The sequence below is a fragment of the Sphingomonas sanguinis NBRC 13937 genome (assembly GCF_001591005.1).
Classification (GTDB): Bacteria; Pseudomonadota; Alphaproteobacteria; order Sphingomonadales; family Sphingomonadaceae; genus Sphingomonas; species Sphingomonas sanguinis.
This window is the reverse complement of the sequence record NZ_BCTY01000008.1, coordinates 24,593-37,044: the sequence shown is the minus strand read 5'-3', so window position 1 is coordinate 37,044 and position 12,452 is coordinate 24,593. Positions and strand designations below refer to the sequence as shown.

The 12,452-nt window shown below is 66.8% G+C and carries 7 protein-coding genes; 6 read left to right on the top strand and 1 reads right to left on the bottom strand.

What is annotated here, in order from left to right; translation table 11 throughout:
* Nucleotides 1–452: 452 nt before the first annotated feature.
* Nucleotides 453–1,973, top strand: coding sequence for an OpgD/OpgG family glucan biosynthesis protein (locus SSA01S_RS06030; protein ID WP_061779642.1), 1,521 nt, complete (start codon nt 453–455; stop codon nt 1,971–1,973).
* Nucleotides 1,970–3,781, top strand: coding sequence for a glucans biosynthesis glucosyltransferase MdoH (gene mdoH / locus SSA01S_RS06025; RefSeq protein WP_240954533.1), 1,812 nt, complete (start codon nt 1,970–1,972; stop codon nt 3,779–3,781). Before SSA01S_RS06030 ends, mdoH begins: the two co-directional genes overlap by 4 nt.
* Before the next feature lie 18 nt (nt 3,782–3,799).
* Here the strand turns inward: mdoH and SSA01S_RS06020 are convergent, their stop codons facing one another.
* Entirely contained in the window at nt 3,800–4,798 is a 999-nt protein-coding gene (locus SSA01S_RS06020; RefSeq protein ID WP_061779641.1) for a ligase-associated DNA damage response exonuclease, read from the bottom strand.
* 19 nt (nt 4,799–4,817) lie between these two features.
* Between SSA01S_RS06020 and SSA01S_RS06015 the strand changes: the two genes are divergently transcribed.
* The 4 genes from SSA01S_RS06015 to SSA01S_RS06000 all read left to right on the top strand — a co-directional run bounded on the left by SSA01S_RS06015 (nt 4,818) and on the right by SSA01S_RS06000 (nt 12,451).
* Nucleotides 4,818–7,229 carry a ligase-associated DNA damage response DEXH box helicase gene (locus SSA01S_RS06015; RefSeq protein WP_170171302.1) on the top strand — a complete coding sequence of 804 codons (2,412 nt, stop codon included), beginning with the start codon at nt 4,818–4,820 and terminating at the stop codon, nt 7,227–7,229.
* Between the two features lie 152 nt (nt 7,230–7,381).
* Complete coding sequence (locus tag SSA01S_RS06010) at nt 7,382–9,481, top strand: RelA/SpoT family protein (RefSeq protein WP_061779640.1); 2,100 nt, start codon at nt 7,382–7,384, stop codon at nt 9,479–9,481.
* A gap of 527 nt (nt 9,482–10,008) precedes the next feature.
* On the top strand, nt 10,009–11,424 hold the full coding sequence (locus SSA01S_RS06005) for a M48 family metalloprotease (protein ID WP_061779639.1): 1,416 nt from the start codon (nt 10,009–10,011) through the stop codon (nt 11,422–11,424).
* 34 nt (nt 11,425–11,458) lie between these two features.
* Nucleotides 11,459–12,451, top strand: a complete 993-nt coding sequence (locus SSA01S_RS06000) for a glycosyltransferase family 2 protein (RefSeq protein WP_061779638.1) — start codon at nt 11,459–11,461, stop codon at nt 12,449–12,451.
* Nucleotide 12,452 lies beyond the last annotated feature (1 nt).

Below are 12,452 nucleotides of genomic sequence, written 5' to 3'. Positions count from 1 at the left end.
ACGGCGGAACCAATGCAGCAAAGCGGCGTTTGACGTCGCTTGAGCGCCGTACCCGATACCTAAAAAAAGCCCCGCCCGGCCAAGGCCGAGCGGGACAGGCTGGGGTAAACAGTCTCGTAATCGGGTCGGGGCGGCGCTCATGGCGGCACCATGCTCCGCACGGCGCCCCTACGGGCTCTTTTTGACGAACGCGCGACACATGGCCGCTCCCGTCATCCGGTGAGTGAAAATCAGTCGCGCAGCAGGCAAGGAACGCCACTGCACCATAGGATCATTCAAGGCCCCCCTCGCGATCTGATTGATGGAATATCATAAAATCGGACCTTCGTCCATTATAATATACCATTTTTAGCAACTGAAGGCGCTGTCGCAACCGATCGCCGCATGTTGCGTTGCACAACAGCCCGAACATGCGAAGCGCTGTCCGGCCTTGTCCGCCATGAGAGGTGCCGATGCACGCCAATCGTCGAGAACTGGTTGCGGCCTTTGCCGCCTTGGGCCTCGCGCCCGCCATTGCCGGTCGCGCCCCCGCCCAGGCCGCGCCCGCAGGCGTCAAGCTGGGCAAGCCCGAGCCCTTTTCCTGGGACGCCCTTCAATCGCGCGCCGAGTCGCTTGCGCGACGCCCCTATCGCCCGCAAGCCAAGGTCGAGGCCGCCGCCGCGATCGACTATGACGCGGTCGGCACCATCCGCTACCGCGACGATCAGACGCTGGCGGGCGGCATCCGCCTGTTCCCGCTCGGCCGCTACGCCCCCAACCCGGTCGGCATCCATATCGTCGAAGGCGGACAGGCCCGTACCGTCCCCTTTTTTCCTTCGCTCTTCACAGCCGAGGCAGGCCACGCGCCGCCGCTGGGCATTGCCGGTTTTCGGGCGATGACGGCGGACGGGAAGAGCGACTGGCTGGCCTTTCAGGGCGCGTCCTATTTCCGCACGGCGGGCGCGCAGGACCAATATGGCCTGTCGGCGCGGGGTATCGCCATCGACACCGGCATCGACGGACGTGAGGAATTTCCCGCCTTCACCGACTTTTGGATCGAGCGGACGGGGGCGCAAAGCTACACCGTCCACGCGCTGCTCGACGGGCCCAGCGTCACCGGCGCATACCGCATCGAGTCGGCCAAGGGCGCGGGCGGGGTGGAGCAACGCATCTCCGCCGTCCTGTTCTTCCGCCGCGATGTCGAGCGGCTGGGCATCGCGCCCGCGACCAGCATGTTCTGGTATGGCGAGGGCAACCGCGCGGGCGGCAGCGATTGGCGGCCCGAGATTCACGATTCCGACGGCCTGGCGCTGCTGACGGGTGCGGGCGAGCGGCTGTGGCGGCCGTTGGTCAATCCGCCGCGTCCCACGCTCGACAGCTTCGCCGATACCAACCCACGCGGCTTCGGCCTGCTCCAGCGCGACCGGGCGTTCGACCATTACCAGGATGACGGCGCTTTTTACGACCGCCGCGCGAACCTGTGGGTGCAGCCGCAGGGCGATTGGGGCCGGGGCCAGGTGATGCTCTATGCCTTTCCCACCGCGTCCGAGACGGTCGACAATATCGTCGCCTTCTGGAACCCCGCCGACGCGCCCAAGGCCGGGCAGAAGCGGCAGTTCGATTACCGGTTGAGCTGGGGATCGACCGACCCGACCGTCGGGCCCGCGGCCGCCCATGCGGTCGACAGCTGGACCGGGGCCGCAGGACGCCCGGGTGCCGAGCCGACGCCTGGCGCGCGCAAGCTGGTCGTGGATTTTATCGGCTCGGTGCTCGCCGGGCTCGACCGGCAGAGCGGCGTGACGGCCGAGATCGGGGTGTCGCGCGGCAAGCTGCTGACCCAAGCCGCCTATCCGGTGGTGGGGCAGGCCAATCGCTGGCGCGTCACCGCCGATATCGCGCCCGAGGGTCAGGGACCGGCGGACGTTCGCCTGTTCCTGAAGCGCGGTGACACGGCACTGACCGAGACGGTGCTCATGCCGGTGTTCCTGCCATGAGCGGGCGGCACGGCGTGATGCCGCCGATCATGCCCGATCCCGCGCCGCTGGACATGCCGGTACAGCGGTTCGACGGCCCGCCCCCGCCGCACAACGCGCCCGAGCCGCGCCCCGGTGTCAACCTGTCGCCCGACGACATCCTGACCCGGCGACTGCTGCTCATCCTGCTGACGGGCCTGCTGGCGACCGCCGCCTCGGCTTCGGTCAAGGAGGCGCTGCTCAGCGACGGGTTCAGCCTGCTCGACGGGCTGCTCCTGCTGTTGTTCTTCCCGCTCTTCGCCTGGATTTCGTTCGGCTTCGTGACGGCGGCGATCGGCTTCATCCTGCTGATCTCGGGTGCACATCCGGGCATCACGCCTGCGCCGCGCGGCAGTAGCCCGCCCTCGGCCCGGACGGCGGTGCTGGTGCCGGTGCATAATGAGGATGTCGATGCGGTGTATGACCGGATCGCGCGCATGGCGACGATGATCGACCGTGCCGGAGCCGCCGACCGCTTCGCCTTTTTCGTCCTCTCCGATTCCGGGCAAGCCGCCGAGGCCGAGGAGCGTGCCGCCTGGGAACGGCTGGCCCCCCGGCTGCGGGTGCCGCTTTATTATCGCCGCCGGACCGAGAATGTCGGCCGTAAGCCGGGCAATGTCGCCGAATGGGTGCGCAACCATGGCGGCGCGTACGACTTCATGCTGATGCTCGACGCCGACAGCCTGATGGGCGGCGACACGATCGTCGGCATGGCGCAGATCATGGAGCAGCGCCCCTCGATCGCCCTGCTCCAGACCGTGCCGATGATCATTGGCGCGACGACCTTCTTCCAGCGCTGGATGCAGTTCGCCAGCCGTTTCTATGGGCCGATCTCAACCGCCGGGCTGGTGTGGTGGTCCGGGTCGGAATCGACCTTCTGGGGGCACAACGCGCTGATCCGTATCCGCGCCTTTGCCGAAAGCTGCGGCTTGCCCGATTTGCCCGGAAGCCCGCCCTTCGGCGGCACGATCATGAGCCATGACATGGTGGAGGCGGCGCTGCTGCGGCGGCGCGGCTGGCGGCTGCACATGCTGATGGTCGAGGATAGTTTCGAGGAGTTTCCGCCCACCCTGATCGACCAGGCGGTGCGCGACCGGCGCTGGGCGCAGGGCAATATCCAGCATCTGAAACTGCTGGGTGCGAGCGGTTTCCACCCGACCAGCCGGATGCAGCTACTGATCGGCGCGTCGGCCTATCTGATGTCGCCCGCCTGGCTGGTCCTGATCGCCACCTCGATCGCGCAGAGCCTGTCCGACGATGCCGCGACGGTCCATGCCGTTACCTCGGCGCGGGTGCTGGCGGTGACCCTGGTGCTGCTGTTCGGGCCGAAGATCCTCAGCATGATCTGGGCGATGGCCGACCGCGACCGCCGGGCAAGTTATGGCGGGGTGCGCGGCATTCTGTCTTCGGTCGCGCTCGACGTGCCGCTCTCGATCCTGACCGCGCCGGTGATCGCGCTGACCCAGACGATCGACCTGATCAACATCGTGCGCGGCAAGCCGTCGGGCTGGAACCCGCAGAGCCGGGTGCGTGACGGGCTGGCGGCGGCGGATGCGATGCCGCGCTATTACTGGCATTGGGGCGTGGGTTTGGTGCTGCTGGGCGTGTCGTTCCTCAACCCGGTGTTGGGGGCGTGGTTGTCGCCGGTGACGCTGGGGCTGTTGCTCGCGCCATGGCTGGCAATGGAGACCGCAAAGGTTCGGCCGGGCGAGCAGTTGGCGAAAAAGGGGGTATTCGCCGTACCGGGATCGGCAGTGGCGGAACCGGCGCGGCCCTTGGCTTTGGCGTAGGCCCAGCGCTACAGCCGCTCAATCATCCTCATCCTCGAACCCCACCAGCGCCAGGGCCCGCGCCTTCATCTGCCGGGTCTCGCACCAGTGGACCAACGCTTCCTCGCGTCCATGGGTTACCCACACCTCGCGCGGGGCGATCTCGGTCAGGGTCTGGGTCAGCTCGTCCCAATCGGCGTGATCGGACAGGATCAGCGGCAGCTCGACATTCTTCTGCCGCGCACGCTGGCGCACCCGCATCCAGCCGCTGGCCATCGCCGTGATCGGATCGGGCAACCGCCGCGACCAGCGATCGTTGAGCGCGCCCGGCGGGCACATCACGACATGGCCCGCCATCTCGGCCTTGGGCGTGTCCGCGACCATGCGCAACTCGCCCAGGTTGACGCCCAGCTCCTGATAAAGCGCGCATAGCCGCGCCAGCGCACCGTGGAGATAAATGGGCGCCTCATGCCCGCGCACGCGAAGTTCGGCGATCACCCGCTGTGCCTTGCCCAGCGCATAGGCACCGACCAGCACGCAGCGCGTCGGATTGGCGTGGAGGCGGGCGATCAGCTTGTCGATCTCGTCCCCCGTCTCTGGATGGCGGAAGACAGGCAGTGCGAAGGTCGCCTCGGTGACAAATACGTCGCACTTCACCGGCTCGAACGGCGTACAGGTCGGGTCGGCGCGGCGTTTATAGTCCCCCGACACCACCACCCGTTCGCCGCGATAGTCGAGCACGATCTGCGCCGATCCCAGCACATGGCCCGCAGGCACGAAGCCGACATCCACCTCGCCCAGCCGGATCGTCTCGCCATAGCCGACGCCGACACCGTTCTGCGGGCCGTAGCGCGCTTCCATGATCGCCAGCGTATCGGGGGTCGCCCAGACCGTGCCGTGCCCGCCGCGCGCATGGTCGGCATGGCCGTGGGTCACCAGCGCCTTGGCCTCCGGCTCGGACGGATCGACCCACACATCGGCGGGGGCCACGTAAATCCCATGTTTATGGGGCTGTATCCAGTCGCCGAGCTTGACCATGATACCTATATCCTTCGGGATGCCCCCCGGTTCCCTTCCCCCCGCCCTGACCGACTGGTTCGCCGCCAAGGGCTGGTCGCCACGCACCCATCAGCTGGCGATGCTGGAGGAAGCGCGCGCAGGCCGCCACGCGCTGCTGGTCGCGACGACGGGTGCGGGCAAGACGCTGGCGGGGTTTCTGCCGACCCTGACCGAACTGATCGAAGCCCCGAGCGAGGGTCTGCACACGCTCTATGTCTCGCCGCTGAAGGCGTTGGCGGTCGATATCCGCCGCAACCTCGTCACGCCGATCGAGGAGATGGGCCTGGACATCCGGGTCGAGACGCGGACCGGCGACACCTCGTCGGACAAGAAGGCGCGGCAACGGGTGAAGCCGCCACAGATCCTCCTCACCACACCGGAATCGCTGTCGCTGCTGCTCAGCTATTCCGATGCGGAGACCATGTTCGCCGGCCTGAAGACCATCGTCGTCGACGAGGTCCACGCCTTCGCCACCGGCAAGCGCGGCGACCTGCTGTCCTTGTGCATGGCGCGGTTGCAGCGGCTGTCCCCCGATCTGCGCCGCGTCGCATTGTCGGCGACGGTGGCGGACCCGGACGGCTATCGTGCCTGGCTGGCGCCCGATGGCGATATCGATGCGGTCGGCCTCGTCACCGGCGAGCCCGGTGCGCCGCCCGACATATCGATCCTGCTGCCCGAGGACCGCGTCCCCTGGGCAGGCCATTCCGGTCGCTATGCCGCCGCCCAGGTCATGCGCGTGATCGAGGCGAACCGGACCACCATCGTCTTCTGCAACACGCGCAGTCTGGCCGAGCTGATCTTCCAGGATCTGTGGAAGGCGAACGACAAGAGCCTGCCGATCGGCGTCCATCACGGCTCGCTCTCGCTGGAGGCGCGGCAGAAGGTAGAAGCCGCGATGGCGGACGGCAAACTCCGCGCGCTGGTCGCGACCGCCAGCCTAGACCTGGGCGTCGACTGGGGCGATGTCGATTGCGTGATCCAGATGGGCGCGCCCAAGGGCTCGTCGCGCCTCCTCCAGCGGATCGGCCGCGCCAATCACCGGCTGGACGAATCGAGCCGCGCGATCCTGGTCCCCGGCAACCGCTTCGAATATCTGGAGGCGCGCGCCGCGCTCGATGCGGTGGAGGCGGGCGAGCTGGACCCCGACATCTTCCGCCAGGGCGCGCTCGACGTGCTGGCGCAGCATGTCATGGCCTGCGCCTGTGCCGCGCCGTTCGAGCAGGGGGCGCTGCTGGACGAGATCCGCTCGGCCATGCCCTATTCGGCGCTGGACGATGAGACGTTCGACCGGGTGCTGCACTTCATCGCGGACGGCGGCTATTCCTTGCGCGCCTATGACAAGTTCAAGCGGCTGGTGCAGCAGCCGGACGGCCTGTGGCGCGTCACCCATCCGCAATTCATCGCCCAGCATCGCCTGAACGCCGGGATCATCGTCGAGGCGACGATGCTGAAGGTCCGTTTCCGCAACGGCCGCCAGCTGGGCCGGGTCGAAGAAGGCTTTGCCGCGACCCTGGCGCCGGGCGATACCTTCTTCTTTGCCGGATTGAGCCTGGAGGTGGAGTCGATCGACGGCGAGGATCTGATCGTCCGCGCCACTTCGCGTCCCGCCCGCATCCCGACCTATGGCGGCAGCCGGATGCCGCTGTCGACCAGCCTTGCCGACCGGGTGCGCGAATTCCTCGCCGACCGGCGCGCATGGGATCGTTTCCCAGAGGACGTGCATGACTGGCTGGAGATGCAGGACCGCCGCTCGGTCCTGCCCCGCCCCGGCCAGCTGCTGGTCGAGACCTTCCCGCGCGAGGGGCGGCACTATATGGTCGCCTATAGCTTCGAGGGGTGGAACGCGCACCAGTCGCTGGGGATGCTGATCACCCGGCGGATGGAGGCGCAGGGGCTGAAGCCGCTCGGCTTCGTCGCCAGCGACTATGCGCTGGCCTGTTACGGGCTGGAGAAGGTGACCGATCCGGCCAGCCTGTTCTCGCCCGACATCCTCGAAAACGAGTTCGTCGATTGGGTGCAGCAATCGCATCTTCTGAAGCGCGCCTTTCGCGAGGTCGCGGTGATCGGCGGGCTGGTCGAGCGCCAGCATCCCGGCAAGCGCAAGACCGGGCGGCAGGTGACCTTTTCGACCGACCTGATCTACGACGTGCTGCGCAAATACGAGCCCGGCCATCTACTGCTCCAGGCGGCATGGGACGATGCGCGGGCGCGGATGACCGATGTCGGGCGACTGGCGAACCTGCTCGACCGGGCGGGCGGCACGATGCTGCATGTCGATCTGGAGCGGGTGAGCCCGCTCGCCGTACCCGTGCTGGTGCTGATCGGGCGGGAGAAGGTGTCGACGGGGAGCGCGGATGACGATCTGTTGATCGAGGCGGAGGCGTTGGCGGCGGAGGCGATGGGGGAGTGAGGTGAAGTCTTACCCTCACCTCTTGCCCCTCCCCAACCCCTCCCCCTGCCGGGAAAGGGGCTTGAAGAAGAAAAGGGCTTAAGAAGGCCTCGATCACCCTGATCGCATCAAAAATGTTGCAATGCCCAACGCCGCCAAGCAAACCTGATCCCGTGCTCCGCCAGTATGAACTCGTCGACCGCGTGCTCGACTATGACCCCCAGGCCGATGAGGCGCTGCTGAACCGCGCCTATGTCTTCTCGATGAAGGCGCATGGCAGCCAGAAACGTGCCTCGGGCGATCCCTATTTCAGCCATCCGATCGAGGTCGCGGGCATCCTGACCGACCTGCATCTGGATGACGAGACGATCGCGACCGCCATCCTGCACGACACGATCGAGGATACCGTCGCCACCTATGACGAGATCGAGCGGCTGTTCGGTCCCAATGTCGCGCGGCTGGTCGACGGCGTGACCAAGCTGTCCAAGATCGAGGCGCAGACCGAGAACGAACGCGCCGCCGAAAACCTGCGCAAGTTCCTGCTCGCCATGTCGGACGATATCCGCGTCCTGCTGGTGAAGCTGGCCGACCGGCTCCACAATATGCGCACCCTCCATCACATCGCGAAGCCGGAAAAGCGCCGCCGCATCGCGAAGGAGACGATGGACATCTATGCCCCGCTCGCCGAGCGGATCGGCATGTACGAGTTCATGAAGGAGATGCAGATGCTCTCCTTCCAGCAACTCGAACCCGAAGCCTATGAATCGATCAGCTTGCGCCTCGCCCAGATGAAGGAAGGCGGCGGCGACCGGATTTCCAAGATCGCCTCGGGCCTGAAGCTGCTGATGTCGCGCGGCGGCGTCGAGGCGGACGTGACGGGGCGCGAAAAGTCCGCCTTCTCAATCTTCCGCAAGATGAACGAGCGGCATATCAGCTTCGAGCAGCTGTCCGACGTCATGGCCTTCCGCGCGATCGTGCCGACCGAAGAGGATTGCTATCGCGCGCTGGGGCTGATCCATCGCCGCTGGCCGATGGTGCCGGGGCGGTTCAAGGACTATATCTCGACGCCCAAGCGCAACGGCTATCGCTCGCTGCACACCAGCGTCATCCATGCCGACAATGCGCGTATCGAAATCCAGATTCGCACCCCCGAAATGCACGCCGAGGCCGATTTCGGCCTGGCCGCGCATTGGACCTATAAACAGGCGACCCGCCACGATGCGCAGGTCAGCTGGATTCGCGATCTGGTCGAAATCCTGGACACCTCGGACAGCCCCGAAGAGCTGATCGAGCATACGAAGATGGCGATGTATCAGGATCGCATCTTCGCCTTCACCCCCAAGGGCGAACTGATCCAGCTGCCGAAGGGCGCGACGCCGATCGACTTCGCCTATGCCGTGCACACCGATCTGGGCGACCAGGCGGTGGGCGCCAAGCTGAACGGGCGAGTGGTGCCGCTGTCGACCGTCATCTCCAACGGCGACCAAGTGCAAATCCTGCGCTCGGCCGGACAGACGCCGCAGGCCAACTGGCTGAACCTGGCGATCACCGGCAAGGCGCTGGCTGCGATCCGCCGCCACCTGCGCCATGCCGAGCGCGCCGAGCAGGTGACGCTGGGCACCAAGCTCTATGAGGATATCGTTCGCCGCCTGCCCGCCCAGATCGGCGCGGATGCGCTGACCCATGCGCTGCAACGATTGAAGATGCCCGACGAGGCGCATCTGATGATCGCAATCGCCAGGCGCACCCTGTCCGACGCCGCCGTGATGGAAGCGCTGATGCCGGGCTCCGCGGGCGCGGACGTCGCCGCGCTGCCGCCGCAGTCGAGCGCCATCTCGATCAAGGGACTGACGCCGGGCGTCGCCTATGACCTGGCGCAATGCTGTCACCCGGTGCCGGGCGACCGCATCGTCGGCCTCCGCCGTCCCGATGCAGGGATCGAGGTCCACGCCATCCAGTGCCCGGTGCTCGCCGAACTGGCCGACCGCACCGACGAGGAAACCGACTGGGTCGACGTGTCCTGGGGCGACGACAGCGAGGGCGCGACCGCGCGTATCTCGGTCATGGTCAAGAACGAACCCGGTGCGCTGGGCATCCTGGCGACGATCATCGGCCAGCATAAGGCCAACATCATCAACGTCCGACTGGATACGCGCGACACGCGCTTCCACACCAACCTGATCGATGTCGAGGTGCACGACCTGCAACATCTGATGCGCCTGATCGCGGCGTTGCGCGCGGCGGATGTGGTGAGTCTGGTGGAGCGGGTATGAGGGCCGTTCCTTACGCTCGGCCGCGATAGAGCGTTTTGTTCGCGCAGAGGCGCGGAGGACGCAGAGAAGGGTGCGTGGCGCGGAATGCGTTCTCCTCACCGCTGAATCTATTCCTCCCCTTGCAGGGGAGGTGGCAGAGCGAAGCCCTGACGGGGGGGTGTCCCGCTATCGAGAGGGGGGCCACCCCTCCACCAGCTTCGCTGGTCCCCCTCCCCTAACAGGGGAGGAAAGTGCAGGACGAGACCAGCATCGGCAGCGAGGTCAGGCACCTCTGCGTCCTCCGCGCCTCCGCGCGAACCAAATCTTCTTCCCCGGCGAAGGCCGGGGCCCAGTTGCGGTGAAGGACCGAAGGCGCAAGACCGGTGCCTCCCCCGCATCGTTTCGCGCGCTATCGACGGCGAGGAGATTGGGCCCCGGCCTTCGCCGAGAAACGGAACCATGACGCCGAAATGACGCCTCCGTAACAAAAGGCTGGAACCCGCGCCCGCCACGCGCTTTGAAAAGCGCGAACAGGGAGTCCCTCACCGATGCGTTTCGCCACCGCCGCCGCCATGCTCGCGCTCGTCGCCGCCCCCGTTGCGGCGCAGACCACGCGTTCCATCTCCGCCTCCGACAAGGCGCAAGGGGCGCAGGCCAATCCCGAACTCGTCAAGCAATATGGCGGCCGCTACACCGGACCCCAGGCCGCCTTTGTCGAGCGGGTCGGCAAGCGGGTCGCGGTCCAGTCGGGCCTGTCGAACGCGCAGGGCGACTTCACCGTCACCACGCTCAATTCACCGGTCGAGAACGCCTTCGCCATCCCCGGCGGCTATATCTATGTCACCCGCCAGCTTCTCGCGCTGATGAATTCAGAGGCGGAACTCGCCTCGGTGCTGGGCCATGAGGTCGGCCATGTCGCCGCCCGCCATTCGCAGAGCCGCAACACCCGCTCGACCATCGGCTCGATCCTGGCGGCGGGTGCAGGGCTGCTGACCGGCAGCAATGTCGCGACCCAGCTCGTCGGCACGGGGGCGCAGCTCTACACGCTGAAATATGGCCGCGATCAGGAATATCAGGCCGATGGCCTCGGCATCCGTTACATGACGGCGGCGGGCTATGATCCTTATGCCTCGGCCGACATGCTCGCCTCTCTGGCGGCATCGAGCAACCTCGCCGCGCGCACATCCGGCAAGGACGCCAACGCCATCCCCACCTGGGCCTCGACCCATCCCAACAGCGCCGACCGCGTGCGCCGCGCCGCCGCACTGGCGCAACAGACCGGCCGCGCGGAAACGACGCCACCGCAGGACACGGCGTTCCTGCGCATGCTCGACGGCCTGCCTTATGGCGACGATCCCAAGGAAGGCGTGGTCGACGGCCAGACCTTCCGCCACCCCGGCCTGAAGCTGAAATTCACCGCGCCCAGCGGCTATGCCATCGCCAATGGCAGCGACGCGGTGAGCATCGTCGGCCAGGGCGGCCAAGCCGAGATGCGGCTCGGCCAGGGCAGCGACCTGGGCCAAGCGATCGCCCAACGCTTTTCACAGCTTGGCACCGGCACCCCGACCGGTCAGCTTCAGAACGGCACGGCGAACGGCATTCCCTATGCCTATGTCACTACCCGCGCCGCCGCGAACAACCGGGCGGTCGATGCGACGGTGGTCGCCTACCGCTTCCCCTCGGCGACCTATACCTTCACGCTGGTGACGCCCGCGGGCTCGGGCATCGGGCCGTTCCAGCCGCTGCTCGCCTCGGTCGCGCCGCTGTCGACCACCGAAGCCAACGGCATTCGCGGCAAGACAATCCGCATCGTCACCGTCCGTCAGGGTGACACGATCGACAGCCTGTCGGCGCGCATGGCCTTTCCCGATTACCAGCGCGAACGGTTCGTGACGCTGAACGGACTCGACCCGGACCAAGCATTGGTGCCGGGCCGTTTGGTGAAGTTGGTCGTCAAGGGGTGACGGACGGCTTCGACGCCGCTAAACCGGCGGCGTCATGAAGCGCCCTGCCCTTTCCGTCGTTGTCCCCTGCTATAACGAAGCCGACTGTCTGGACGTGCTGCACGCGCGCATTTCGGGCGCGGCGCGCGCGGCAGTGGGCGAGGATTATGAGATCGTCCTGATCAACGACGGGTCGAAGGACGATAGCTGGCCGGTGATGCAGCGGCTCGCCGCCGCCGACCCGCATCTGGTCGCCATCAACCTGTCGCGCAACCATGGCCATCAGCTGGCGCTGACCGCAGGACTCGACTTGTGCGCGGGCGAGCAGATCCTGATCATCGACGCCGATCTTCAGGACCCGCCCGAACTGCTGACCGACATGCGCGCGACCATGGCGGCACAAGGGGCGGACGTGGTCTATGCCGTGCGCCGCAAGCGGGCCGGGGAAACGCTGTTCAAGAAGGCGACGGCGGCGGTCTTCTATCGGATGCTCGACCGGCTGACCGATACGCCGATCCCGCTCGATACCGGCGATTTCCGGTTGATGAGCCGTCGCGCGCTCGACGCGCTGCAGTCGCTGCCCGAACAGGCGCGCTTCATTCGCGGCATGGTTGCCTGGGTCGGCTTCCGCCAGGTCCCCTTCCCCTATGACCGCGCCGAGCGTCATGCGGGCGAGACCCATTATCCGCTCGGCAAGATGATCGCTTTGGCTTTCGACGCGGTAACCGGCTTCTCCACGGCACCGCTGCGTTGGGCGAGCCATATCGGCCTCGCGCTGACCGCCGCGTCGCTGCTGCTGATCGTCTATATCGCAATCGGCTGGCTGACCGGCTCGGCGGTACAGGGCTGGACCTCGACCATGCTGGTCACCGTCATCCTGGGTGCGGTGCAGATGTTCGTGCTGGGCATGATCGGCGAGTATCTTGGCCGGCTCTATATCGAATCGAAGCGGCGGCCGCTCTATCTGGTCGCCGATGTCGCGGGGCCGGTGCAGGGCCATGCCCGGCTGGGCTATAGCGCGCATGAGGGGGCCAAGGACCCGGCCTGAC